The sequence below is a fragment of the Streptomyces sp. DSM 40750 genome (genome assembly GCF_024612035.1).
In the GTDB taxonomy this organism is placed as follows: domain Bacteria; phylum Actinomycetota; class Actinomycetes; order Streptomycetales; family Streptomycetaceae; genus Streptomyces.
The window spans coordinates 7326794-7351524 of the sequence record NZ_CP102513.1; the positions used below are offsets into that span (position 1 = coordinate 7326794).

General features: G+C 70.8%; 21 protein-coding genes. 12 read left to right on the top strand and 9 right to left on the bottom strand.

Going from position 1 to position 24731, the window contains the following annotated elements:
- The first annotated feature begins 177 nt into the window (after positions 1-177).
- On the top strand, positions 178-1335 hold the full coding sequence (locus tag JIX55_RS32715) for a hypothetical protein (protein ID WP_257566822.1): 1158 nt from the start codon (positions 178-180) through the stop codon (positions 1333-1335).
- A 48-nt stretch (positions 1336-1383) separates the two neighbouring features.
- Here the strand turns inward: JIX55_RS32715 and JIX55_RS32720 are convergent, their stop codons facing one another.
- The 4 genes from JIX55_RS32720 to JIX55_RS32735 are packed head-to-tail and all read right to left on the bottom strand — an operon-like array spanning position 1384 to position 5811.
- Entirely contained in the window at positions 1384-1995 is a 612-nt protein-coding gene (locus JIX55_RS32720; protein ID WP_257566823.1) for a hypothetical protein, read from the bottom strand.
- Entirely contained in the window at positions 1982-3541 is a 1560-nt protein-coding gene (locus JIX55_RS32725; protein ID WP_257566824.1) for a substrate-binding and vWA domain-containing protein, read from the bottom strand. The genes JIX55_RS32720 and JIX55_RS32725 overlap by 14 nt, the downstream gene beginning before the upstream one ends.
- A complete protein-coding gene (locus JIX55_RS32730) occupies positions 3538-4719 on the bottom strand; it encodes a toxic anion resistance protein (RefSeq protein WP_257566825.1) in 1182 nt (393 codons plus the stop codon). Before JIX55_RS32730 ends, JIX55_RS32725 begins: the two co-directional genes overlap by 4 nt.
- A gap of 21 nt (positions 4720-4740) precedes the next feature.
- On the bottom strand, positions 4741-5811 hold the full coding sequence (locus tag JIX55_RS32735; protein WP_257566826.1) for a substrate-binding domain-containing protein: 1071 nt from the start codon (positions 5809-5811) through the stop codon (positions 4741-4743).
- A 358-nt stretch (positions 5812-6169) separates the two neighbouring features.
- Between JIX55_RS32735 and JIX55_RS32740 the strand changes: the two genes are divergently transcribed.
- Genes JIX55_RS32740 through JIX55_RS32760 form a run of 5 tightly spaced genes read left to right on the top strand, consistent with a single transcriptional unit; the run spans position 6170 to position 11595 of the window.
- Positions 6170-6541: a response regulator gene (locus tag JIX55_RS32740; protein ID WP_257566827.1), complete on the top strand. Its 372-nt coding sequence runs from the start codon at positions 6170-6172 to the stop codon at positions 6539-6541.
- Complete coding sequence (locus JIX55_RS32745) at positions 6541-6915, top strand: response regulator transcription factor (RefSeq protein WP_257566828.1); 375 nt, start codon at positions 6541-6543, stop codon at positions 6913-6915. The genes JIX55_RS32740 and JIX55_RS32745 overlap by 1 nt, the downstream gene beginning before the upstream one ends.
- Positions 6912-8012 (top strand): HEAT repeat domain-containing protein, encoded by a 1101-nt coding sequence (locus tag JIX55_RS32750; protein WP_257566829.1) that lies wholly within the window; start codon positions 6912-6914, stop codon positions 8010-8012. Before JIX55_RS32745 ends, JIX55_RS32750 begins: the two co-directional genes overlap by 4 nt.
- 2 nt (positions 8013-8014) lie before the next feature.
- Complete coding sequence (locus JIX55_RS32755) at positions 8015-9499, top strand: glycosyltransferase family 2 protein (RefSeq protein ID WP_257566830.1); 1485 nt, start codon at positions 8015-8017, stop codon at positions 9497-9499.
- Positions 9496-11595: an ATP-binding protein gene (locus JIX55_RS32760; RefSeq protein WP_257566831.1), complete on the top strand. Its 2100-nt coding sequence runs from the start codon at positions 9496-9498 to the stop codon at positions 11593-11595. The genes JIX55_RS32755 and JIX55_RS32760 overlap by 4 nt, the downstream gene beginning before the upstream one ends.
- A 23-nt stretch (positions 11596-11618) precedes the next feature.
- Here JIX55_RS32760 and JIX55_RS32765 read toward each other — a convergent pair whose 3' ends face one another.
- From JIX55_RS32765 to JIX55_RS32775, 3 genes are all read right to left on the bottom strand, one after another.
- On the bottom strand, positions 11619-12554 hold the full coding sequence (locus JIX55_RS32765) for a glycoside hydrolase family 16 protein (RefSeq protein WP_306820053.1): 936 nt from the start codon (positions 12552-12554) through the stop codon (positions 11619-11621).
- Positions 12555-13142: 588 nt separating this feature from the next.
- Positions 13143-13571, bottom strand: a complete 429-nt coding sequence (locus tag JIX55_RS32770) for an SCO4983 family protein (RefSeq protein ID WP_257566832.1) — start codon at positions 13569-13571, stop codon at positions 13143-13145.
- A gap of 118 nt (positions 13572-13689) precedes the next feature.
- On the bottom strand, positions 13690-14901 hold the full coding sequence (locus tag JIX55_RS32775) for a pyridoxal phosphate-dependent aminotransferase (protein WP_086804985.1): 1212 nt from the start codon (positions 14899-14901) through the stop codon (positions 13690-13692).
- A gap of 236 nt (positions 14902-15137) precedes the next feature.
- On the opposite strand from JIX55_RS32775, the gene JIX55_RS32780 reads away from it, so the two are divergent.
- Together JIX55_RS32780 and JIX55_RS32785 are read left to right on the top strand one after the other, a co-directional pair.
- Complete coding sequence (locus JIX55_RS32780) at positions 15138-15983, top strand: hypothetical protein (protein WP_257566833.1); 846 nt, start codon at positions 15138-15140, stop codon at positions 15981-15983.
- Between the two features lie 437 nt (positions 15984-16420).
- Positions 16421-17350 (top strand): trypsin-like serine peptidase, encoded by a 930-nt coding sequence (locus tag JIX55_RS32785; protein WP_257566834.1) that lies wholly within the window; start codon positions 16421-16423, stop codon positions 17348-17350.
- Between the two features lie 9 nt (positions 17351-17359).
- Here JIX55_RS32785 and JIX55_RS32790 read toward each other — a convergent pair whose 3' ends face one another.
- Together JIX55_RS32790 and JIX55_RS32795 are read right to left on the bottom strand one after the other, a co-directional pair.
- Entirely contained in the window at positions 17360-18979 is a 1620-nt protein-coding gene (locus JIX55_RS32790; RefSeq protein ID WP_257566835.1) for an N-acyl-D-amino-acid deacylase family protein, read from the bottom strand.
- Between the two features lie 96 nt (positions 18980-19075).
- A complete protein-coding gene (locus tag JIX55_RS32795) occupies positions 19076-20368 on the bottom strand; it encodes an amino acid deaminase (protein ID WP_257566836.1) in 1293 nt (430 codons plus the stop codon).
- 188 nt (positions 20369-20556) lie between these two features.
- On the opposite strand from JIX55_RS32795, the gene JIX55_RS32800 reads away from it, so the two are divergent.
- The 4 genes from JIX55_RS32800 to JIX55_RS32815 all read left to right on the top strand — a co-directional run bounded on the left by JIX55_RS32800 (position 20557) and on the right by JIX55_RS32815 (position 24637).
- The gene (locus JIX55_RS32800) at positions 20557-21705 is read left to right on the top strand and encodes a sugar kinase (RefSeq protein WP_443046737.1); all 1149 of its coding nucleotides are present in this window, start codon (positions 20557-20559) and stop codon (positions 21703-21705) included.
- Entirely contained in the window at positions 21702-22463 is a 762-nt protein-coding gene (locus tag JIX55_RS32805) for an IclR family transcriptional regulator (RefSeq protein WP_257566839.1), read from the top strand. Before JIX55_RS32800 ends, JIX55_RS32805 begins: the two co-directional genes overlap by 4 nt.
- 24 nt (positions 22464-22487) lie before the next feature.
- Complete coding sequence (locus JIX55_RS32810) at positions 22488-22898, top strand: RidA family protein (RefSeq protein ID WP_257566840.1); 411 nt, start codon at positions 22488-22490, stop codon at positions 22896-22898.
- Between the two features lie 287 nt (positions 22899-23185).
- Positions 23186-24637 carry a GntP family permease gene (locus JIX55_RS32815; protein ID WP_257566841.1) on the top strand — a complete coding sequence of 484 codons (1452 nt, stop codon included), beginning with the start codon at positions 23186-23188 and terminating at the stop codon, positions 24635-24637.
- The last annotated feature ends 94 nt before the right edge of the window (positions 24638-24731 follow it).

Consider the following 24731-nt stretch of genomic DNA (forward strand, 5'->3'; position numbering starts at 1 on the left):
GACGGGCGGGGGTGGGGGTGGAAGCGGCGGCGGGGCGCGGCCGGTGAGGGCCCGCGACGGCGGGCGGCAGCGGGCCGTCACCGGTGACGGCCCGCTGCCGCCGGGCGTGCTCGGCCGCGACCGACGGCTGGTGACGACCCGTGACGATCGACCCTGCGAACACTCGGAGGTACGGCCATGAGCGGCCGCACGGTCTTCCTCGACGGCAAGCGGGTCACCCTGGCCGAGCTGCCCCTGAAGGGCGGCGGGCAGGCGGCCGTGTTCCCCGTGGAGGGCGATACGGGGATCGTCGTCAAGATCTACCGGGACACACCCGGGCCGGACCAGGAGCGACGGCTGGCCCGCATGCTCACCATGTCCCCGCTCGCCGCCCGCCCGACGGACGCCAACCAGCCGCCCGAGCTGGCCTGGCCCACCGCGATCGCCCGGGGCGCGAACGGTGAGTTCCTGGGCTACGCCATGCGCCGCTTCGGTGAACCCCAACACGTCCAGCTGATCGGCCTGTTCACCCGAGTCCAGCGCCTCAAGCTCTTCCCGGACCGGGCCGACTGGCGGTTCCTGCTGGGCGTCGCCTGGAACCTCGCCTTCATGACGGCCCGTATGCACTACGACGACCTCGTCATCGGCGACTTCTCCAGCAGCAACGTCGTCGTCGACGCCAACGGCTTCGTCACCTTCCTCGACTGCGACTCCATCGCCTTCACCGACCCGGTCACCGGCGAACTCTTCCCGTGCCTGATGCACACCACCGACTACTCGTCCCCCGAGCGCCAGGCCGGCGGCCCCGCGACCCGGCAGAGCGACGACTTCGCCCTCGCCGTCCTCGTCTACCAGCTGCTCACCGCCGGCAACCACCCCTTCGGCGGGGTCCCGCACGAGAGCGCGTCCGAGTCGACCGTGAAGGACAACATCGCCGCGAGCTGCAGTTATGTCGTCCGCCCGGAGCGGGTCACCATCCCGCGAGGCACGATCGACCCGTCCGTCCTGCCGACCGAACTTCTCACCCTCGCCAAGGCCGCCTTCGGACCCGGCGTCCAGGAGCCCGCCGCCCGGCCCCCGGCCGAGGCCTGGCTCCGCGCCCTCGACAAGGAACGCGGCCAGGTGCGGGCCTGCACGGTACGGCCCCTGCACACCTACGGCTCCCACCTGCCGACCTGCCCCTGGTGCACCCGGGCGGCGGTGACCGGCCACGACGTGTTCAACGGGCCCCGGCCCACCTCGGTCCCGGTTCCGCCGCCCCAGCCGGACCCGACCCCCTCCCCCTACGCCGCGCTGAAGGTGCTGGCCGTGGTGATCGGGGTGGTGCTGCTCATCGTGATCCTGACCAACGTCTGAGCCGGCCGGTCAGCCCGGTCGGTCAGCCCGGCCGGTCAGCCCGGTCGGTCAGCCCGACCGGTCCTCCAGATACCGCGTGTGGGACTCCTGCCGCCGGGCCTCGGCGTCGCGCAGGGCCGCCGCCAGACGTCCCAACTCGTCGTGAAGCAAGCCGAGTTGACGTTCCAGGTGGCGCTCCGGTGGTTCCGTGCCCGGGGTCAGGCGGGTCCACCAGCGGGTGCGGACGAAGGTGTCGACGGCCTCGGGGACGTCCTGCCGTACGGCCCGGGAGAGGGCGTGGATGCCCTCGGGGTCGCGGGCGAGGACCTCGGCGACCCAGCCGGGGTCGAGGAGGGCGGTGAGCAGTTCGGTCAGCTCGGTGAGGCGGCCGGCGGCGGCGGGCGGCAGTTCGATGTCGGCCAGGTACGCGCGGAGGGTGCCGAAGTCGGTCCGCACTTCGTCGAGCTGGGCGGAGGGGTCCGGGAAGTCCGGCAGCGACGGGCGCTCCGGCGGGGCGATCAGGGCGCCCGCGCCGTACAGGCCGGCGACCACGACCGGCCAGTACGGGCCCGCGATCCCCGCGAAGGTCAGGCCGAGTCCGGCGACCCCGAGGGCGCTGCCGGTGAGGTTCTTGCGGGACTCCAGGTAGGCCAGGACCCCGTTGGTCTTATTGGTAGCCACGGATCTCCTCGAAGGCGCCGTCCAGCGAGCCCTGCTGGGCGTCGAAGAGACGGCCGCCGGTCAGGTCGGCGATGTGCTCCAGTTCGCCCTTGTCGGAGTCGCCGAAGAGGATGGGGAAGACGGGGATCTGCCGCTGGGCGGCGGGCAGCCGACCGTAGAAGTCGTCGAAGTCGGCGGGGCTCGCGCCCTTGGTGTTCTCGCCGTCCGTCATCAGCACGATCGAGGTGAACGTGTCCCGGTCGGCGGTGCCGAGATGCTCGTACGCCTTTTGCAGCGAGGTGTAGATGGCGGTGTCGCCGTAGGCGGACAGCTCCCGGGTGTCCGCGCGGATGCCGTCGAGCCCGGCCTTCGGATCCTCGGGCCGTACGACATGTGTCCGCACGCTCTTCACATCGGACCCGAAGGGCATCAGGGTGACCTCCTCCCGGTCGCGGAAGTCGCCGGTCAGCTCGGTGAGGGCGGTCTTCAGCCGGTCGAGGCGGTCGCCCTTCATCGAGCCCGAGGTGTCGAGGACGTACACGGTCCTGGAGGGGCGGCGCAGCTCGTTCTCGTACGCGTCGAGGAGCCCGTCGGCGACCGATCGGGTGCCGGGGAAGGGGAGTTCGCGCCGCCGGGTGGTGTCGAGTCCGGCCGCGGGGCTGACGGAGGCGACGACCGGGCGGCGCAGGGTCTTCTCGGTGATCAGCCGCTGGATGTCCGGGGTGCGCAGGGCGTCGGTGAGCCGGCGTACGTCGTCCCGGACGTCCTTGCTCGTGGACGCGAGCGAGGAGAGCGGATAGTCGGCGGTGACGACCCCGTCGCGCGGGCGGATCACCGTCAGGTCCTTGCGCGACTTCAGGACCGACTCGTAGTTGAGCATCGCGTCGACGTCACCGCGCCGGTCGTACGCCTGGGCCAGCCAGCCCGACGACCCCGACGTCAGTTTCTGCCCCGCGAAGAACTCCTTCAGCCGGGGCGTCGCCTGCGCGACATCCGCGTCCGTGAGCGCGGACTGGGCGTCGGAGAGCCCCGACGCCACCGAGACGAGCGTGGAGAAGCCGGAGTTGGAGCGGGAGGGGTCGGTCATGCCGTACGTGAGATTCCCGTCCGCCACCGCCTCCTCGATGTCCGACCAGGTGACGTTCTCCGGCTTCCACCCCAGCTTCCGTACGGTCTCGTTCTTCACACCGATCGCGACCGGGCTGGACATCACCGGTGTCTCCGACACCACCTGCTTCGCCGCGTCCGGGCGCAGCCGCAGATAGTCGTTGGAGGACAGCCAGACGGCGTCGTACGAGCCCTTCGTCCGCCGCTCGGTGAGCAGGTCGACCGCGTCCAGCGTGCCCATGTAGGTGGGCCGGACCTTGATCCCGGTGTCCTTCTCGACCCGCTCCAGCACCGGCTTCATGTCGGCGAGTTCACTGGAGGCGAGGACGCGGAGGGTGCCCGGGACGTACTTGGTCGCCTCGGCCGCCGGGGACTCGGTGGGCGAGGTGCATCCGGCGGTCACCAGCGCGAGCGCGAGGGCGGCTGCCGCGCGGTGGGCGGAGCGGGTTCCCCTTCTCATGCGAGCCCACCCCCTTCCAGCGCCCCCTGAGACCTGCTCCTCTCCAAGTACTGTGTGGCGTGCTGGAGTTCGGAGGTGAGGGACTCGACGGTGGCGGCCATGGTCTCCGTGGCCTGCACCTTGTAGGTGTCGATGGCGTCGAGGGTGCGGTAGATCTGCTGGAAGGCCGAGCGGAGGGTTTCCGCACCGACGGCCGGGTCGGCGGCGATGCGCTGGATCTCGCCGCTCTGGGTGGCGAGCATCTCGGCGTTGCCGCGGATCAGATCCTCCGTGGTGCCGCGCAGGGCGTTGACCTGGTCGACGACCTTCTTCTGGTTGTCGAGGGCGGAGGCGAGCATCACGGAGATGCGCAGCGCCGAGACCGTGGTCGTGGCGGCCCGGTCGACGCCCTTGATCAGCTCCTCGTTGTTGCGCCGTACGACGTCCATGGCCAGATAGCCCTGGGCGCAGACGGCCAGCTGGGTGAGCAGGTCCTGGTGCTTCTGCCGGACGGGGAAGAGCACGTCGGCACGGAGGGTGTCGCCCTGCTGCGGGTCGACCCCGTCGATGTGCTCCTCGACGGCCGTGTCCAGGGCCGCCGTCAGGACGACGTACTCCTGGAGCTTGCCCATGGTCTCCCACAGCCGGACCCGCTCGGTCTGCAGCGCGGCGTTGTCGCGCCGCAGTTCGTCCTGCCCGCCGCGCAACGACCCCACGATCTTGTTCAAGGTCCCCTGTGCCGAGGCGTACTTGGCGACATGGTCGCGCAGCTTGTTCCCGCCCGGCAGCCGGGACAGGAACTTGCGTCCCTTGCTCGCGGGAAGGTCACGCGGGTCCAGGTCCTCGACCACGCGCCGCAGTTCGACGAGCGAGCCCGCGACCTGCGACTGCGCGTCCCCGCCCTTGCTCGGCAGGCTGCGCACGGTCCGCTCCAGCATCCGGTTGGACTGCGCGGCCGCCGTCCGCATCTCGCCCGCGCCGAGCGCGGTGATCTCCCCGACCCGGCCGGCGAACTCCGGTGAGCGGGCGTCGAGGGCCGCGAGCCCCCGCACATACTCCTCGGCCTTGCGGGCCATGTCCGTCCGCACGGACTCCTCGACCGGCACGAGCCCGCCGGCCTTCTCCCGGGGCACGGCCGCGACCGGCTCGGGCGGAGTGAGCGTGAAGGTGCTGTCGCTGCCGCTGTCTTCGATGGTCATGTGTGGTGTTCCCCCGTATTCCTACTGACCCCTGGCCCGGCGCGCCATCTCGTGCAGCACCTCGGAGGTGGGCACGGGCGCCTGCCGGACGGTCAGCTTCTGCGTCAGATAGGTGGTGTGGTCGGCGGTCGCCGCCGTGAACTCGGTGGCCGCCCCCTGCGGCCGGAAACCGTGCCGGGCTGCCAGCTCGCGCAACTCCGCGTCGGTGCCGAGGAGTTCGCCGAGCGCCCGGCCCTCGTCCGTGACCGGTACGACGGTGTGGTCGCTGAAGACGGTGGTGTCCGGGTAGAGGACGACCAGGTCGTCGACGCTCTGGCCCTCCGTGAGCAGGGCGGCGACCTGCGACTCGTAGACGAGCACGAGCGGATTGCCGACACCGCTGACGAAGTCGCGGAACGCGGCGTCGGTGCTCGGCTGCTGGGCGCCCTGGACGCTGATCAGCTCGCGCATGAGCGGCGCCGTCCTGTCCAGATCCGCCTTGCTCGCGACCACCCGTCCGCCGTTGGCGACGTTCGAGGCGGCGGCGAGATAGAGCGCCCCCGAGTTGGAGGTGGTCGGATCGGTGGTGGCGATGTAGAGGAGTCCCATCAACTCACCATGCTTGTCAGCCCCCTTGAGGTCCTGCCAGGTCCGGCCTTCCTCGGCGGCCTTCAGATAGGCGCCCATGTCGAGGACACCCCGGCCCTCTTCGAGCGTGGCGAGCCCGTTCTGCCGCAGCACCTCGGCGGCACCCCGGTGGGTGACCACGACGAGCGGCGAGTAGAAGGGGCGGGGGAGCGGTTCGCGTACGTCGTACTTCACGGCCAGTTCGTCGGCGGGTGCCTTGCTGGACGGGAAGGCGAAGTCGTACCCGTTCAGATCCAGGCCGTCCATGGCCCAGGATCCCGACGTCTCCGTCTTCACGGTGTAGCCCTTGGCGGCCAGGGCCTTCACCACCTCCGGGTCGGCGAAGAACTCCGCCTTCTCCGACCCGATCACTCCTCGCACGGTCTTCGTTGCCGTGCCCGTGTCCTCTGTCCGGCCCGCCACGACGGCTGCCACCACGCCGCCGATCAGCAGGACCGCGAGGACGATTCCCGCGATGCGTCTCACATCGGGGAGCGTGCTCCCGGAACCCAACGTTCCTCGGCGGTGCGGGTGAACGACGGGTGAAGCGGTGGTCCCGGAACGCAACGGGACGGTTGGCGCCGGTCCGTGCGCGGGGGCGCGTGCGATGGGGCGCGTGCCGTGGGGCGCGTGCGGCTGGGATTGCGGGCAGGAGCAGGGACGCGGTGGCATCGCCGCTTCCCGCCCCGAGACGGCGCCCGACACCGTGAGCGCGAGTGCGGCCCGTCGCGTCGGCAGCTCCGTCCCTTGGCTTCCTGCCGGGACAGTTGGGTCATATGTGGCTGAAGTGAGTAATTGGCCTTATTTTTTTGGTGGTGGTCTTACTTCGTGGGCAGGACCGGTGATGTTCCCACCACATGTAGTCGTGATCGAGGACGACCAGGACACGAGCACCCTGCTGGAGCGGCATTTCCGCGAGCTGGGGTGCCACGTCACCGTCGCGTCTTCGGGAGAACAGGGGCTCGATCTGGCCTTCGCCGACCCTCCGGACATCGCGGTCATCGATGTGTTGCTGCCTGGCATCGACGGCCGGGAGGTCATCCGCCGGCTGCGGGCGGACGAGCGTACGAGGAGCTGCCACCTGGTCGTCTCCTCGGTACTCGACCCGGAGGACCTCACCGGTCTCGCGGACGAGTTGCTGGCCAAGCCGTTCCGGCAGGCGGCCGTGGCGCGGCTCGTGGACTCCTATCGGAGCTCCGTGTCACAGGAGGAGTAATGGCCCACGTCCTGATAGCCGACGACGACGCGGACATCCGGGATCTGGTGGCGTTCAAGCTGACCCAGAGCGGTCACCAGGTCACGGCCGTGGAGGACGGCATGGCCGCGCTCCGGGCGGCGCGTGAGCAGCCCGTGGACCTGGCCCTGCTCGACATACGGATGCCGGGGATGTCCGGCCTGGACGTCTGCCGGGAGCTGCGGACGGCCCCCGGGACCGCGATGCTCCCCGTGATCATGATCACCGCGCGATCCCAGGAAGGGGACGTGGAGGTCGGCTTCGCGGCGGGCGCCGACGACTACATCATCAAGCCCTTCAGCCCACGGGAGCTGTCCAGCCGGGTCACCGCCCTGCTCAACCGGGTGGAGCGGTGATCCCGGCCGGCCTCCTCAGTGGCGCGCTGCTGTGCCTGCCGGCCGTGGTCATGGCGCTGAGCCTGCTGGTCGTCGGCAGCCGCTGCGTCCGCGGCTACCGGCAGCGCAGACGCGAGCGGATCGCGGCGCCGGTACGTGGCGTCCTGCTGCACCTCCTCTGCGCGGACGAGGATGAGCAGAGCGGGCTGCTGCACCGGCTGGCGGAGATCGACAAGCGCACCTGGACCGCCCTGGAGCCGACCCTGACGGCACTGCTGGGAAAAGTCGCCGGCACGGCCCGCACGGCGTTGGTCCGGCTGTGCGAGCTGCGCGGGGCCGCCGTGGCCGCCGTCGCTGATCTGTCGAGCCGCAGTGCGGCCCGGCGGGGGCGCGCCGCACAGGTGCTCGGTCAGCTCTGCCACCGCCCCGCGGCCCAGGCGCTGTGCCGTCTGCTGGCCGATCGCGACCCCGAGGTGCGTCTGGCCGCCGCACGGGCCCTGGGCCGCTGCGGGGGGCCGGCGGCCGTGCCGTATCTCCTGGAATCCCTCCACGGAGCGCGGACCGTCTCGCCCGACGTGGTCACCGGCGCGCTGGTCTTCCTGGGACCGGAGGCGCAGCGCGGGGTCGTGGCAGGGCTGGAGCATCCGCAGCCCCTCGTCAGGGCCGTGGCGATCGAGGTCCTCGGCACGACCGGCGCGGTGTCCCAGACGCCCGGGATCACGCGCGCGCTGGGCGAGGACCCTGCGGTCGAGGTGCGGATCAAAGCGGCACGCGCGCTGGGCGGACTGGGCATGCCCGACGGCCTGGAGCCGCTGCTCGCGGCCGTCGGGCCCGGTCGGCCGGTCGCCCTGCGCATCGTGGGCGCCGGAGCCCTCGGCAGGCTGGGGGCCGCCGCCGCGACACCACGGCTCGCGGAGCTGCTCGGTGACCCCGACCCGCATGTGGCGGCCACAGCGGCCCGTGCGCTGCTGCGGCTCGGCCCGGCAGGGCGGGCCGCGTTGCGCACGGCTGCGGACGAGCGCCCTGGCGGACCGGCCGCCGCCCAGGCCAGGGCGGCCCTCGCCGAATCGGAGGTCGGGGGTGCGCGCCACGACGTCCGCGTGGAAGTGACGCTGTGAACGTGGCGGGCGAGGAGAACCTGTGGGCGGGGCTGCTCGGCGCGTTGCACATGCTGATCGCCGTGACCGACGACGTGGTGATCACCTACTTCCTGGCCATCAACACCGGCTATCTGGTGCTGAACCTCCTCGCCGTCGGGGAGTTCGTCAGAAGGCTTCGCCGGGCGCCCTTCGCGGGCTATGAGGACGCCGCCACCAGCCCGTTCACCCCACCCGTGTCGGTGATCATGCCCGCGTACAACGAGGCGGCCGGCATCGTCGAAGCGGTACGGGCCATGCTGCTGCTGCGCTACCCGGTGTTCGAGGTCGTCGTCGTCGACGACGGATCCACCGACGGCACCCTGGACGCCCTCCGGGACGCCTTCCACCTCGCCGAAGTCGAATACGTGGTCCCCCATGACGTCCCCGTACGCGGCAGGGTCGTCTCGGTCCAGCTGCCCCGCGGCGGCCCGGTTCCCCTGGTGGTGGCCCGCAAGATCAACGGCGGCAAGGCCGACGCCCTCAACGTGGGGATCAACCTGGCACGCTACCCGCTGCTGTGCATGGTGGACGCGGACTCGATCCTCGACTCCCAGGCGCTGCTCGCGGTGGCCAAACCGTTCAGCGACGATCCCTTGCGGGTGGTGGCGACCGGGGGCGTGGTCGGCCTCGCCAACGGCTGCACCGTCGTGGCCGGCCGTGTGGTCGAGCCGCACGCGCCCCGGGACCTGCTCGGACGCGTCCAGACCGTCGAGTACCTGCGTGCCTTCCTCCTCGGCCGCGCCGGATGGTCCAAGCTCGGCGGACTGCTGATCATCGCCGGTGCCTTCGGCCTCTTCCGCAAGGACGCGGTCGTGGCGGCCGGCGGCATGGACCCGGACTGCATCGGTGAGGACGCCGAACTGGTCATCCGCCTCCACCGGCACATGCGCGAGCAGGGCCGCGACTACCGCGTCGTCTTCGTCACCGAGCCGATCTCCTGGAGCGAGGCGCCCTCGAAGCTGAAGATCCTGGCCCGCCAGCGACAGCGGTGGCACCGGGGCCTGACGGAGATCCTGCTCAAGCACCGCCGCATGATCGGCAACCCGCGTTACGGCCGCATCGGGCTGCTGGCGCTGCCGTTCTACGTGGTCTTCGAACTGCTGGCTCCGGTGGTGGAGCTCGCGGGCCTGGTGTTGGTGCCCCTGGGCGTGCTGATCGGCGCGGTGGACGTGGACTACCTGTGGCATTTCCTGCTTGCCGCCTACGTCTACGCCCTCGTGGTCAGCCTGGTGTCGGTCGCGGTGGAGGAGTGCGCCTTCCACCGGTTCACGCGGTGGCGGGACGTCTGGGGCGTCTTCGTCGGGGTGGTCGCCGAGAACGTCGGATACCGCCAGCTGACGGCGTGGTGGCGGCTGCGCGGTATGTGGGACGCGCTGCACGGGGCTCCCCAGGTATGGGGTGCGATGACGCGTACGGGATTCGGCTCCCCGGAAAAGGTGGAGGAGGACGGAGGTGATCGCGCATGAGTGGCGTTTCCCGACGGGGCGGCGGCCGGATGGCGACCCGGCTCGGTGCGGCCTTCGCACTGCTGATCGCTCTTCTGCTGGTCGTCGGGGCGGGGGCCCTCACCAGCGCCCTCGTGGCAGACGGCATGCACCGACGGGTCGTCACACGGCTGGAGCCTGCTGCGGATGACAACGACCGCCTGCACGACGAGGTCGTCCAAATGCAGCGATCGGTGCGCAGCTATCTGCTGACCGGTGATCCGGCGCAGCTGAGGGCTTATCGCGAGGCTCGGGACAGTTCCTTCGCGGTGCTCGCCGACGTCAGGCGCCGGGCCGACGCCGAGGCCCGCGAAAGCCTCGCCACCCAGGCAGCGGAGCTGCGGGCCTATGCGGGCGTCGCCGACCAGGAGGCGCAGGCCGTACCCCGCAGCGAGCAGGCGGCCCGGCTGACCAGGGAGGCTGTCCAGAGGTTCACGGCCTTCGAGACCACCAACGAAAGGCTGCACTCCGAGCTGACCGACGAGATCAAACGGCAGGAGGACCGCGCTCAGACGGTGCTCGACGGCGGTATCGCGGTCACGGCCGCCCTGCTGACGGCGGCCGTGGCCCTGTCCGTCTTCATGGCGGTGCGCACCACCCGCGCCCTGACCGGGCCGCTGCGGAACACCGAGCGGACGCTCGGCAGGCTCACCGCAGGGGAGCACACGGCGCGGGCCGAGGAGAACGGGCCCCAGGAAATCAGGGCGGTGGCCCGGTCGGTCAACCTGCTCGCGGACGAGAGAGACCGGCTGCGCGCGCTTGAGGAGGAGCGCCAGAGGCTGTCACGGATCGCGCGGAAGACCGGCATCCGGATCCGGGAGAACCTGGGCGTCGACCACGTTCTCGACACGGCGTGCACGGGGATCGGTGAGGGACTGGACGCCGACTACGCCTTCATCATGCTCACCGAGGAGGGCAGCCCCCTCGTCCCTGTGGTGCGCGCCTGGAGCGAGCGCAGGGGTCTGCTCCCTCCCGCGGAACTGACCATCCCGCCCGTACCCGCCGACGTGGTGAGCGAACACTACCGGCGGGGAACGACCTGGTACCTCAACGATCTGGTCCCCCATCTGGCCGACGGATCCCCACTGCCGGAGGCCCCCGGCTCCTTCGGAGAGACCGGCCTGCCGGCCGACGCGCGGGCCGCGGCCAAGGCGCTGGGCCTGGTCTCCGTGATAGCCGCAGCCATGGGAGTCGGTGAACAACCGCTGGGCGCCGTCTTCCTCGCCCGCACCCGGCAGGACCGCCCATGGCGTCCGGTGGAGATCGAGATCGCCGAGTCGATGGCCAGCGGTGTGGGCCGGGCGCTGCACACCTCCCTGCTCTACGAGCAGGAAAAGCGCCTGGTGGACAAGTTGCGCGCACTCGACAAGGCCAAAAGCGACTTCCTGTCCACCGTCTCCCACGAACTGCGCACCCCGCTGACCAGCATCGTGGGCTACCTCGAACTGCTGAAGGACGAGGACACCGGTCCGCTCTCCCTGCCCCAGCGCCACATGCTGGACATCGTCGACCGTAACGCGAACCGGCTGCGGGCGCTGATCGAGGACCTGCTCACCCTGTCCAGGATCGAGTCCGGGGCGTTCACCTCCCGGAAGGCGCCGATCGACCTGCGCCACCTGGTGAACTCGGCGGCCGACACGATCAGTCCGGCCGCCGAGGCCGCCTCGGTCTCACTGGAGACCAGCTGCCCCGAGCAGCCACTGATCCTTGAGGCGGACGGCGAACAACTCGACCGGGTCCTGATGAACCTGCTGTCCAACGCGGTGAAGTTCACCCCTGGCGGAGGCAAGGTGAGCGTCCGTGTCGACGCGGATGACGGGGAGGCGGTGCTGAGCGTGAGCGACACCGGCATCGGTATCCCCGCGGAGGAGCAGGAGAAGCTCTTCCAGCGGTTCTTCCGCGCCTCCAACGCCACGGACGCGGCCATCCCCGGGACCGGTCTGGGGCTGACCATCGTGCACACGATCGTGGCCAATCACGGTGGCCGGACGGAGGTGCGCTCCGAAGAGGGCCGGGGCACCACCATCACCGCCCGGCTGCCGCTGGCCGGCACGGACACCGTTACGCGCGCCGCCTGAACAGCGCTGCGGCGGCCGCCGGTTCAGACGGTGTCCTCGAAGGTCACTCCTCGCGCCCGGTAGTCGTTGACCGCGCCCTGCACCTGGGCAGGGATCAGCACCTGGTCCTTGAGGTGGTACACGTAGTCGACCCTCTGGTCGTATGCGCGCGACCTCTTGCTGGCGGTGCCCAGGAGGTCGATCAGCCAGTGGTTGAAGCGGATGTCCATCGACGTCTCGGGGAGGTACGGCTCCGTGTGTGAGGCGAAGAGCCTGCCGTCGATGTAGTAGTTGACGTGCTCGGTGTCGACCGTGACGACCAGATCGTGCCAGCCGGCGAAACCGGCGCGCTCCTGGGTGGTGATGGCGACGGACTGCCAGGGGTCTTCCTGGTAGGTCTCCCACGAGGTGGCGAGCAGGGCGCTGCCGGGGATGCCCCATCCGCCGTTGGGCAGGTACTCGAAGTCGAGTTCGCCGTAGTCCGGGTCCATGGGGTGGTTCAGCGGCGTAATGGTGAAGAAGGTCTGCACCATGTGGTCGCCGTCGGGTCCGGACACCGGGACGTCGCTGAAGCGGACGCGGGCGGCGTAGGTACCGCGGTGGAACTTGCGTTGATGGTAGATCTCGCTCTGCGAGGTACTGGACGCCGTGCCGCTGCTGCCGGCGCGCAACGTCATGATGGAGTTGCCGCCGGACTCGGTGGCGAAGCTGATGTACGACGGCCGCCAGGTGGCGCCCGGAACGCCGGGACCGCCCTGGCCGGACTTCAGGGTCCAACCGCGCTGGGTGATCCGGGGGTCGGTGTAGCCGGTGTAGTCGAAGTCGTCGAACAGCGCCTGGCCGACGACGGGTTGAGCGACGACCGCGCTTTGGGCGGCATCGGCCGTCCCGGGGAGGGCGGTGAGACTTGTGCCGACCAGTCCTGCCGCGGCAAGCGCGAGAGCAGTTCTTTTGCGCAAGGACAGGGCGAATCCAGTCATGGAGCGACTGCCTTTCGTGAGGAGGGCAGAGGTGGATTCGTACGGTTGGTGTCGGAGAAGACCGGCGAGAGAGACCTGCGGCAGCCCGCAGGGGCGGCAGCGCGTACGGGCTGTCGCGGACCGCATGCGCCCAACGGCATGCGTGCCGGGGGCGCACTGGAGACGGCGGTTGAGGGTGCCGCGACAACTGAGCCGCTGTCAGGAGGCTGACACGCGAAGCCTGAGCGCGACAGAGGCTGGCAACCGGATCACCCGAATGGGTGGAGGTTGATCGCGCAGTTCCGCGCCCCTTCCGGGGGCGCGGGGAACTGCGCGATCAACCACGACGAACCCGCACCCGCCAACGAATCCGAACACCCGAGCTACAAGGCGACTGCAAGGCACCCAGGGGGCGAAGGGGCACAGCCCCCGGGGATGGGGCGGGCAGGGGCGGCGGGGGCGAAAGCGAACGAGGGTACCCCGCGACACAAGGGCACCCGAACCCCGGCCAAGCGAACGCAGTGCTGTGGCACCCGGCCCGCGCGTCTCTGTGGATGCACGTGGACCGGGGCCGTCAAAGGGAAGCCGGGCTTACACGGGAGCCACGGCTCAGTGGACCGTCAGCTCGCGCCGCGGCGACTCGGCGGCAGCGTGCGCGTCCATCCGCTCCGCCGCCAGGATCGCGGACACCGTGTCCGCGCGGGACGCAGCGACCACGAGGGCCCGCCCCGCGAGGGCGTGGGCGCGCCGGTGGAGCCCGGTGACATCCCGCTCGCGACCGGCGGCGGCGCCGGACGAGGACCGTACTGGCGGACGTCCGCCCCGCAACCGGGCGACCCGCGCGCACAGCCGCTCGGCGGCCTCGTCGAGGTCGTCGGAGGGGGCCAGAGCGCGGAGTTCGTCGGTCGCTGCCAGCAGTGCCGCCAGGTGACCCGCGAGCTGGATGTCCAGCTCTTCCTCACGCGAACGGTGAGGGAAGTCGGAGGAGGTCGTGCCGGCCATCGTGTGGACCGACTTGGTGCGGATCGGCTCGTACATGGGATGGCCTCCAAGCTCTTCGGAAGACCAGGCTACCTTAGAATCCGTCTAAAGTTGAGCGAAGTCCGAAGCGCCGGTCCGCCCCGTCGCGGCGCCCGCCCCGGCTCGATGTGTGGCGCTATGCCTGACCGTATCCGTCCAGGAAGTTCCCGATCCGGGTGATCGCGGACCGCAGGTCCCCGACCGTCGGCAGGGTGACGACCCTGAAGTGATCGGGCTCGGCCCAGTTGAAGCCGGTGCCCTGGACGACCATGATCTTCTCCTGCCGGAGCAGGTCGAGGACCATCCGGCGGTCGTCCTTGATCTTGAAGACGTTGGGATCGAGGCGCGGGAAGAGATACAGCGCCCCCTTCGGCTTCACACACGAGACGCCCGGGATCTGGGTGAGCAGCTCGTACGCGACATCCCGCTGCTCCTTCAGCCGCCCGCCCGGAAGGACCAGGTCGTTGATCGTCTGGCGTCCGCTGAGCGCGGCGACCACCCCGTGCTGGCCCGGCATGTTCGCGCACAGCCGCATGTTCGCGAGGATCGTCAGACCCTCGATGTAGGAGTCGGCGTGCGCCCGCGGCCCGGAGATCGCCATCCAGCCCACCCGGTAGCCGGCCACCCGGTACGCCTTCGACATGCCGTTGAAGGTGAGGGTCAGCAGGTCGGGGGCGATCGCGGCGGTCGGGGTGTGCGTGGCGCCGTCGTAGAGGATCTTGTCGTAGATCTCGTCCGAGCAGACGAGGAGGTTGTGGCGGCGCGCGATGTCCGTCAGGCCGCGCAGCATCGCCTCGTCGTACACCGCGCCCGTCGGGTTGTTCGGGTTGATGATGACGATCGCCTTGGTGCGGTCGGTGACCTTCCGCTCCACGTCCGCGAGGTCCGGCATCCAGTCGGACTGCTCGTCGCAGCGGTAGTGCACGGCCGTACCGCCGGACAGGGAGACCGCCGCCGTCCACAGCGGGTAGTCCGGGGACGGTACGAGGACCTCGTCGCCGTCGTCGAGCAGGCCCTGCATCGCCATCACGATCAGCTCGGAGGCGCCGTTGCCGATGAAGACGTGCTCGACGTCCGTCTCGATGCCGATCGTCTGGTTGTGCATGACGACCGCTCGGCGCGCGGCGAGCAGGCCCTTCGCGTCGCCGTACCCGTGGGACGACGACACGTTCCGGAGGATGTCCTCCAGGATCTCGGGCGGACACTCGAAGCCGAACGCGGCCGGATTCCCGGTGTTCAGCTTGAGGATCCGATGCCCCGCCGCCTCAAGCCGCATCGCCTCCTCGAGCACCGGGCCCCGGATCTCGTAACAGACATTGGCGAGCTTGGTCGACTGGATCACCTGCATGTCCGTGAGCTTACGGCCCGGTAACGCGTTCCGGGCCGTGTTTTCCACCACGTGAGACGGCCGCTATACCCCGAAATGCCCCCTCCCCTGTCCCCCCTACCTCCGCTCGTACCTCGTATCTACAATCAGTCAGCAGGTTTCGGCCACTCCCCCCACATTGGCCACCGGCCACACGACACACGGCTATACGGCACGCGATACGAAGGCAGTGAAACGAAATGGATGGGGTGGGCGGCGTGGACAGGGCGCACGGGCCGGACCGGAGCGACAACGCCGACGTCCCACACCCGCCGAACGTGTACCACCCCCTCGGCGACCCCCACTCCACCCCCGCCTACGAGGCCTACAGGGACCCCGCCACCGCTCACGGCTGGCAGAACGCCTACGACGACACCGTCCAACTGGATGAGCTCGTCTGGGACGGGTCGGATTCGGCCGGGGCTTCGGGTGGAGACGGCTTCGGCCAAGATGCCTCGGGTGGAAACGGTCTGGGTGGGGATGGCCTGGGGGGAGACGGCCTGGGTGGAGACATCTCGGATGAGGGCGGCTCTGCGGCGGGGCGTGTGGCGTACGGGGCAGGTGGGACGGGTGAGAACGGCGGGCCCGGCATTCCGGAGGCCTCGGACGCGGCCGGGCGTCGGGCGCGGCCCACGGACGGGCGGCGGGCCACGCTCGGGCGGCGCCGGGCCCGGCGCCGCCGCGCGTTGATCGCGGGCGGTATCGGCGCCGCGGTGCTCGTCGGCGCCACCGTGGCGGGGGTGGCCGGTCTCGGCTCCTCGGATCAGGAGAGCCCGGGCGCCCCGGCGTCCGTCGAGTCCGCCCCGGCCGACGCCCGCTCCGGCGAGGCGGGAGCGTCCTCCCCGCCGGCAAGCGGATCTTCCGACAGAGCGGCCACGGCATCCCCGGACACCTCTTCCGACACCTCCACGAACCCGTCCCCGGCCGCCACCACCCCCGAGTCCTCCGACTCCACGTCCGCCGGCGCCGCCCCGTCCACCTCGCCCTCCGCCACAGCCACCTCCTCATCCCGGGGCAACGGCAACCAGGGCCGCGGCCAAGGAGCCACGAAGGACCCGAAGTAGCCCCTCCAGGGCCCGAAGTAGCCCCTCAAGGATCCGAAGTAGCCCCCCAGGGCCCGAAGTAGCCCCCCCAGGACCCGGAGCAGCTCCATGAGGTCGCTCAGGGGCGGCTCGCGCTTCGCAGTCGCGCGCCGGTCGCACCGAGAGCGGTACGAGCGCCCGGCATGCGCCGTAGTCCGCCGACGGTGAGGTGTGCGAAGCCGCCCGTCGGGTCAGCCATATGAAGTGGCCGGACAGGGTGGGCGAGTTGACGCCTCGTCCGCGTCGCGCACCGTCTCACCCGTTTCCTGTCCCTCGGCGTCGACCCCATCCCCTGGCCGAAGATCGCGCGGCCGGAACCAACTCCTTGCTCGTCCCCCACATCGCCTTCACAATGCGCATGACAAACTGCGGTGGCTGAAAGATCTTCCGTCACCCATGTAGCAAGAGGGGACCCCCACATGAGAAAGCCTCTCGTTGCCTCGCTTTTCGCCCTGGTGATCACCGGGGCGGGCGCGGCACCCGCGGTCGCGGCACCCGTGACCGCGGACACGCCCGCGACGACGGCGGGCGCACCGGTGAAGACGGTGGCCGGCTCTCTCGTCGAGACGGCGAACAAGACCGTGGCCGACCTCACCGGCACGGCCCCGGCGGCACAGGCCGTCAGCTTCGCCGGCACCGTCTCGCTCAGCAACTGCTCCGGCTCGGTCGTACGGATGCCCGACTCCGAGGACAACGACCCGGCGCTGGTGATGACCAACGGCCACTGTCTGGAGAGCGGTTTCCCGGAGCCCGGCGAGGTCATCGTCGACCAGGCCTCCACCCGCACCTTCGGCCTGCTCAACTCCGCCGGCACCCGCGTCGGCACGCTCCGCGCCAACAAGATCGCGTACGGCACGATGACCGACACGGACATGGCGGTGTACCAGCTCACCACCACGTACGCGCAGATCAAGAGTTCGTACGGCATCGACGCGCTCGTCTTCGACACCGCCCGCCCGGCCGCCGGCACCGCCATCACCGTCGTCTCCGGGTACTGGAAGCGGACCTACAGCTGCGACGTCGACGGGTACGCGTACCGCCTGAAGGAGGGTGACTGGACCTGGAAGGACTCGATCCGTTACACCTCCGCCTGCAAGACCATCGGCGGCACCTCGGGCTCCCCGGTCCTCGACGACGCCACCAACAAGGTCGTCGGCGTCAACAACACCGGCAACGAGAGCGGTGAGCGCTGCACCGTCAACAACCCCTGCGAGGTCGACGCGAACGGCACCGTGACCGTCCGTCAGGGCATCAACTACGCCCAGCAGACCTGGCACGTCCCCGCCTGCTTCGGCGTGGACAACAAGCTCGACCTCAGCGCCAGCGGTTGCGTACTGCCCAAGCCGTAGCGAACACCCTCATCCGCTCCGGCGGATCGCCCGGCCCGCCAGTACGTCCGTCCTCCGTCCGTCCTCGATGACGAAACGGCCGTCGACCAGGACGTACGGGATCCCGGTGGGCAGGGTGCGCGGTGCCTCGTACGTCGACCCGGCGGCCACGGTCGCCGGGTCGAAGAGGACGAGGTCGGCCCGGTGACCCTCGCGGACGAGTCCGCGGTCGGGGAGCCGCAGCCGCGCGGCGGGCCGGGAGGTGAGGTGGGCGACGCACTCCTCCAGCGAGAGCACGCCCAACTCCCGCACGTACCGGCCGAGATAGTGGGGGAACGTCCCGTACGCGCGCGGGTGCGGCTTGTCGCCGCGCAGGATGCCGTCGGAGCCGCCGGTGTGCACGCGGTGGCGCATGATCGTCCGCACGTTCTCCTCGTGTCCGACGTGCTGGAGGATCGTGGAGCCGAGCCGGTCCGCGAGGAGGAGCCGGCGGGCGGTGACCCAGGGGTCCTCGCCGTGCGCGTCGGCTGATTGCGCGATCGTTCTGCCCACGTACGACGACAGCGCCGGGTCGGTGACACCCGAGATCTCGATCGTGTCCCACTCGATGGGCACGCCGTGGCAGCCGTCGGCGCCCACGACCTCCATGTGGTGCCGGATGCGTTCGGCCGTCTCCTCGTCCGCCAGCCGGGTGAGGACCGCCTCCGGGCCGCCCTCGCTCGCCCAACTGGGCAGCATCGCCACGAGGGTCGTGCAGCCGGGCGTGTAGGGGTACGTGTCCAGGGTGATGTCCGCGCCGGTCGCGAGCGCGTCGTCCAGGAGCGTGAGCAGCTCCGGGGCCCGGCCCTTGTTCACGCCGAAGTTCATGGTGGCGTGGGCCAGGTGGAGGGCGCAGCCGGCCTCGCGGGTCAGGGCGACCATCTCCTCGTACGCCTGGAGGGCGCCCGCCCCGTACGACCGGTGGTGCGGGCAGTAGTAGCCGCCGTACGACGCCACCACCCGGCACAGTTCGGTGAGCTCGGCGTCCTTGGCGTACATGCCGGGGGTGTAGGTGAGCCCCGACGACATGCCGACCGCGCCCTCCAGCAGGCCCGCTGCCACCAACTCCCGCATATGGTCCAGCTCCTGCGGTGTCGCCTCCCGGTCCTCCCAGCCCATCGCGAGCATCCGTACGGTGCCCTGCGGGACGAGGTACGCGGCGTTCACGGCGATGCCCTCGCCGTCGAAGCCGTGGTCCAGGCGGTCCAGGTACTCGCCGACCGAGCGCCAGGTGAAGTCGATGTCCTCGCCGTAGCCGTTCCAGCCGGTGATCGCGCGGCGGACCTCCGCGAGGGCGCTGTCGTCGACCGGCGCGTACGACAGGCCGTCCTGGCCGAGGACCTCCAGGGTCACCCCCTGTGCCGCCTTCGCGGTGTGCTCCGGGTCCCGCAGCAGCGCGAGGTCGCTGTGGGCGTGCATGTCGATGAAACCGGGGGCCAGGACCAGCCCCTCGGCGTCCAGCTCCCGCCGGGCCCGGGGGCGCTGACACCCGGCGGCGGCTGCCTCTTTGACGATCGCGGTGATCCTGCCGCCCTCCACGACCACGTCGGCCCGGTAGGAGGGGGCGCCGGAACCGTCCACGACCTCGGCGTCACGGATGACCAGGTCCATGTACGTCACCTTTCAGGGCTCGGAAGCGGTGCGGGTGCCGTCGGGCGGCATCGCTCAGAAGCGGGTGCGGGTGCGGGTGCCGTCGGGCGGCATCGCTCAGAAGAACGTACGGACGTAGTCCGTCACCGTCCCGTCCGCCTCCGCCACCGGAATCAGCTTCCACTTGTCGAACGACGTGCACGGATGCGACAACCCGAGCCCCACCCAGTCGCCGACCTCCAGCTCCGCACCCGCCTCCGTCCGCAGCCACGCGTGCTGGTCGGACAGCCCCGTCACCGTGATCCCGGTGGCGTCGCGGACCGTGCCCGTGCCGGCGTCCCGTACGACCTCGGCGGCCGGCAGGTCCAGGTCGTACGCGGCGTCGCGCTTGCCCGCGTTGGCGAAGGCCTGGTCGGGGGAGGGGCGGGAGACGATCTGGGCCCAGAGCCGGAAGGCGGGCTCAAGGGTGCCCTCCTCGGGGACGCGGTTGAAGGGGGTCACCCGCCGGTAGTGGCCCACGTCGTGCGAGACATACGCGCCGGACCGCAGCAACTTCAGTACGGGCACGGAAAGCCCGGGAATCTCGGCGAACACCTCGGCGACCGTGTCGAACCACGCGCTGCCGCCCGCGCTCACGATCACCTCCTCCAGCCCCGCGAACCGCCCCGCTTTGTCGAACTCGACGGCCAGGGCGCTGAGCCGGCGCAGCCACGCCCCCACCCGCTCCGGGTCGGGCTCCGGCACCTCGCCCTCGTACCCGGCCACCCCCACCAGCCGCAGCGTCTCGACCCCGGCCACCGCGTCCGCGACCGCCGCGCACTCCGTCTCCGTACGGACCCCGGTCCGCGCGCCCTCGCCCGCGCCCAGCTCCACGACCACGTCCACGGGACGCGCCGGGCGCGCGGAACCGCGTAGCGCCGCGTCCATCAGCTCGACACCGCGCACGGAGTCGACGTAACAGACGAACCGGAAGGACGGGTCGGCCGCCAGTTCGGCGGCGATCCAGCGCAGGGCCGCCGGGTCGACGACCTCGTTGGCGAGGAAGACCCGCTCGACCCCGAACTCCCGTGCCACGCGCACCTGATGGGGCACGGCGAGGGTGATGCCCCACGCCCCGCGCTCGATCTGCCGCCAGAACAGCTGCGGCGCCATGGACGTCTTGCCGTGCGGGGCGAAGGCGAGGCCGTGGCGGGCGGAGTAGGTCTCCATCAGCGCCAGGTTGTGCTCCAGGCGCTCGGCGGACAGGGCGAGCACGGGGGTGGTGAAGCCGCCGGTGAACAGGTTCCGGCCCTGCGCGGCCAACTCGGCCACCGTCAGGCCGTCGGCGTCCGGCGGGAGCCCCTTGAAGCGGTGGTCGACGCGTTCCTCGGCGAGACGGGCGAGCGCTTCGGTGCCGGTGTCGAGGGACACAGGGCCTCCCTGATCAGGTGAGCTGCGATGTTGCAGTCTCTGCAACGTCCATTGCGTATACCGTTTACTGCTGTCTAACATCCAGGCCAACGCCGGGTCAATGGAGCCGCCGCGACCCGAGATGCCGAGGAGCTACGACCATCGTGAATGCCCCCGACGTCGTCGATGTCGTCGTGCTCGGCGAGTCCATGGTCACCTTCCTCCCCACCCGCCCCGGCCGCCTCGCCGACGTCCCCTCCTTCGACCGGGCCATCGGTGGCGCGGAGTCCAACGTCGCGTGCGCGCTGGCGGCGGCCGGGCACTCGGTCCGGTGGGTGAGCCGCGTGGGGGCCGACGGGTTCGGCGACCACCTGGTCGAGACGATCGGGGGATACGGCGTGGACGTGACGTCCGTGGGGCGGGACCCGCTGCGTCCGACGGGCGTGTACTTCCGTACGGCGGGGGACCGGGCCACCGACGCCCATGAGGTCGCCTACTACCGGGCCGGTTCGGCCGCCTCGGCGATGTCGACGGCGACGGTGGACCCGGCGGCGGTGCGCGCCGGACGCGTCCTGCACCTCTCCGGGATCACGGCGGCCCTGTCCGACGACTGCCTCGCCCTCCTGTGGGAGCTGACCGAGCCCCGCCCCGGCCGCCCGCTCGTCTCCTTCGACGTCAACCACCGGCCGGGACTGTGGCCCGACGCCGACGGCACCCAGGGCTCACGGGGCCCGCGCGTCCTGCTCGACCTCGCCCGCCGCGCCGACCTCGTCTTCGTCGGCGCCGACGAGGCACGGGCCGCCTGGGGGCTGCGGGGAGCGGCCGCCGTCCGGGACGCCCTGCCCGAGCCGGAACTCGTGGTCGTCAAGCAGGGCAAGGGCGGGGCGGTCGCGTTCGACAAGAACACGAACGCGGACGCGGAGGCGGAGGCGGAGGCGGACATGGACACGGACACGGACACGGACATGTACGAGGACACAGGCGCGGGCATGGGCCGCATGGAGGACGCCGACGGCACCGCCACCGTCGGCCCCGGCCCCCACGTCGTCCCCGCCCTCCACGTCGACGTCGTCGCCGCCGTCGGCGCGGGGGACGCCTTCGCCGCCGGGTTCCTGTCCGCCACCCTGCGCGGTCTCCCCGTCCGCACCCGTCTCCGGCACGGCCACCTCATGGCCGCCGCCGCTCTCACCGTCCCCGGCGACGTCGGCACCCCGCCGTCCCGCGACCACGCCGATCGTCTGGCGGCCCTGGACGACGACGCGTGGGGGAGACTGCGACTCGGCCCCGGCTGGACGACCCAGACCGCGCGGACGACGCAGACCGCGTCCCGGGCCGAGGAGGAGGTACGCACCCCATGAGCCAGACCGTCGACCGAGCGCTGAACATCCTGCCGCTGCTCGCCGAGGGCCCCGCCGACCTCGGCCAGGTCGCCGACCGCCTGGGCGTCCACAAGTCCACGGCCCTGCGCCTGCTGCGCACCCTCCACGAGCACGGCCTGGTCTACCGCCAGTCCGACCAGCGCTACCGACTCGGCGCCCGCCTCTTCGCCCTGGCCCAGGAGGCGGTGGAGAACCTCGACATCCGCGAGATCGCCCACCCCCACCTCGTACGCCTCAACGAGAGTTGCGGCCACACCGTCCACCTCGCCGTCTACGAGGAGAACGAGGTCCTCTACATCGACAAGGTGGAGAGCCGTTACCCGGTCCGCATGTACTCCCGGATCGGCAAGCCGGTGGCCATCACGGTCGCCGCCGTCGCCAAGCTCTGCCTCGCCGACCTCCCCGAACCCGAGCGCCGCGCCCTCGCGGAGAAGCTCGACTACCCCATGTACACGCCCCGTTCGACCCCCAACGCCCCCGCCTTCCTCAAGGAGTTGGTGAGGGTGCGCGAACAGGGCTGGGCCACCGACCTCGGCGGCCACGAGGAGTCCATCAACTGCGTGGCCGCGCCCATCCGCGGCGCCGACGGCCGGGTCGTCGCCGCGATGTCGGTCTCCGCGCCCAACGTCGTCGTCACCGCCGACGAACTCCTCACCCTGCTCCCGCTGGTACGCCGCACGGCGGACGCGATCAGCGGGGAGTACTCCGGCAGAACCCCAGCGACAGACCCCGTATGACCGAGTGACCGACAAGGATCCCCTATGACGGACAAGATCGCCCTCACCCCCAAGACCCACACCGCCCCGCCCGCGAAGTTCTCCCACGGCGTGAAGAAGGGCAACATCCTCCAGGTCGCCGGCCAGGTCGGCTTCCTCCCGGCGGTCGAGGGCAAGCCCCCCACCCCCGCCGGCCCCACCCTCCGCGACCAGACCCTCCAGACCCTCGCCAACGTCAAGGCGATCCTGGAGGAGGGCGGCGCCGGCTGGGACGACGTGATGATGATCCGCGTCTACCTGACGGACACGGCCCACTTCGCCGAGATGAACACGATCTACAACGAGTACTTCGAAGAACACCTGACGGCAGCCCCGGCAGCCCGCACCACGGTGTACGTGGGCCTCCCGGCGGGCCTGCTGATCGAGATCGACGCGCTGGCGGTACTGGACAGCTGAGTCCGACCCCCGCGCCCTTCAGGGGCGCGGGGCCGCGTTCGATCCGCGGCTCCGCCGCGTGGGCGCGATCAGCCACACACAACCCGCACCCGGCCACTCTCCGTCCCCCCCCGCAATCCCCGCACCCGGCCACTCTCAGCCCCCCACAATCCCCGCACCCGGCCACTCTCCGTCCCCCCCCGCAATCCCCGCACCCGGCCACTCTCAGCCCCCCCCACAATCCCCGCACCCCGTACGGCGATCCCCCCTGCCCAAAAACACCATGCCCCCACCCAGAGGACCCCCACATGCCCGAAACACCCCCACACACCGGCGGCCTGCTCCTCCTCATAGACGGCACCGCAGGCCTCCTCACCGTCGCCGCCCTCGGCATAGCCCTCCTCCTCTTCCTGATCATCAAGACGAGACTCCAGCCCTTCGTGGCCCTCCTCGCCGTCTCCATAGCCGTCGGCCTCCTCGCGGGCCTCTCGGTCACCGAACTCTTCGGCACGGTCCAGCGGAGCGACGCCGTCTCGACCATCGAGTCCGGCATGGGCGGCATCCTCGGCCACGTCGCGATCATCATCGGCCTGGGCACGATGCTCGGCGCGATCCTCGAAGTCAGCGGTGGCGCCGAGGTGTTGGCGTCCCGCCTCCTGAACCTCTTCGGCGAGAAGAGAGCCCCCCTCGCGATGGGCCTGACCGGCCTGATCTTCGGCATCCCGGTCTTCTTCGACGTCGGCATCTTCGTCCTCGCCCCGATCGTCTACGCGGCCGCCAAGCGCTCCGGCAAGTCGATCCTCCTCTACTGCCTCCCGCTCCTCGCCGGCCTGTCGATGACCCACGCGTTCCTGCCCCCGCACCCGGGCCCCGTGGCCGCCGCGGGCCTGCTGCATGTGGACCTCGGCTGGGTGATCCTCATGGGCGTCGTCTGCGGCATCCCGGCCGTTCTGGCCGCCTGGGCGTTCTCCGCCTGGATCGGCCGCCGCATCTTCGTCCCCGTGCCGCAGGACATGGTGGAGGCGGCCGAGGAGTCCCGTCAGGCGGTGATCGACGAACAGCGCGCGGCCGGTGTGGCCCCGCAGGAGAGCCCGGTCCCGCTCACCACGGTCTTCCTCATCATCGGCACCCCTCTCCTCCTGATCCTCGCCGCGACCTTCTCCTCGATCGCCCTGGACCCCTCCACCCTCCGCTCGGTGATCGAGTTCTTCGGTAACCCCTTCGTCGCGCTGACGATCGCCCTGCTCCTCGCGTACTACCTGCTCGGCATCCGCCGCGGCTGGTCCCGCAAGTCGCTGGAGACGGTCTCGACCTCGTCGCTCAAGCCGGTCGGCAACATCCTGCTCGTGGTCGGCGCGGGCGGTGTCTTCGGCGCCGTACTGAAGGCGAGCGGGGTGGCCCAGGCCCTGTCGGACACGTTCAACGACGTGGGCCTGCCCGTGATCGTCCTCTCCTACCTGCTCTCGGTCGTGCTGCGGGTCGCCCAGGGCTCGGCGACGGTCGCGATCGTCACCACGGCCGGCATCGTGGCCCCGCTCCTCGCAGGCGGCGACCACTCCCAGGCCTTCATCGCCCTCGTCATCATGGCCATCTCCGCGGGCTCGATCTTCGCCTCGCACGTCAACGACGGCGGCTTCTGGATCGTCGCCAAGTACTTCGGCATCAGCGAACGGGACACGCTCAAGACCTGGACCGTGCTGGAGACGGTGCTGTCGGTGGCCGGCTTCGCGGTGGCCGCCGTACTGAGCGTGTTCGTATAGAACCGGGCGCCAGGGGTGAAGGGTGAAGGTTGTAGAACCCAGATACGGACATATGCCTGGCCCGACTGTTCCCGGCACAGGGTCGTCGACCATA

Bases quoted from the DNA above. Each gene is read 5' to 3' on its own strand.
- JIX55_RS32715 (WP_257566822.1), top strand. From the start codon at position 178: ATGAGCGGCCGCACGGTCTTCCTCGACGGCAAGCGGGTCACCCTGGCC.
- JIX55_RS32725 (WP_257566824.1), bottom strand. From the start codon at position 3,541: ATGAGAAGGGGAACCCGCTCCGCCCACCGCGCGGCAGCCGCCCTCGCG.
- JIX55_RS32730 (WP_257566825.1), bottom strand. From the start codon at position 4,719: ATGACCATCGAAGACAGCGGCAGCGACAGCACCTTCACGCTCACTCCG.
- JIX55_RS32740 (WP_257566827.1), top strand. From the start codon at position 6,170: ATGTTCCCACCACATGTAGTCGTGATCGAGGACGACCAGGACACGAGC.
- JIX55_RS32745 (WP_257566828.1), top strand. From the start codon at position 6,541: ATGGCCCACGTCCTGATAGCCGACGACGACGCGGACATCCGGGATCTG.
- JIX55_RS32760 (WP_257566831.1), top strand. From the start codon at position 9,496: ATGAGTGGCGTTTCCCGACGGGGCGGCGGCCGGATGGCGACCCGGCTC.
- JIX55_RS32765 (WP_306820053.1), bottom strand. From the start codon at position 12,554: ATGACTGGATTCGCCCTGTCCTTGCGCAAAAGAACTGCTCTCGCGCTT.
- JIX55_RS32770 (WP_257566832.1), bottom strand. From the start codon at position 13,571: ATGTACGAGCCGATCCGCACCAAGTCGGTCCACACGATGGCCGGCACG.
- JIX55_RS32775 (WP_086804985.1), bottom strand. From the start codon at position 14,901: ATGCAGGTGATCCAGTCGACCAAGCTCGCCAATGTCTGTTACGAGATC.
- JIX55_RS32785 (WP_257566834.1), top strand. From the start codon at position 16,421: ATGAGAAAGCCTCTCGTTGCCTCGCTTTTCGCCCTGGTGATCACCGGG.
- JIX55_RS32790 (WP_257566835.1), bottom strand. From the start codon at position 18,979: ATGGACCTGGTCATCCGTGACGCCGAGGTCGTGGACGGTTCCGGCGCC.
- JIX55_RS32800 (WP_443046737.1), top strand. From the start codon at position 20,557: ATGGTCACCTTCCTCCCCACCCGCCCCGGCCGCCTCGCCGACGTCCCC.
- JIX55_RS32805 (WP_257566839.1), top strand. From the start codon at position 21,702: ATGAGCCAGACCGTCGACCGAGCGCTGAACATCCTGCCGCTGCTCGCC.
- JIX55_RS32810 (WP_257566840.1), top strand. From the start codon at position 22,488: ATGACGGACAAGATCGCCCTCACCCCCAAGACCCACACCGCCCCGCCC.
- JIX55_RS32815 (WP_257566841.1), top strand. From the start codon at position 23,186: ATGCCCGAAACACCCCCACACACCGGCGGCCTGCTCCTCCTCATAGAC.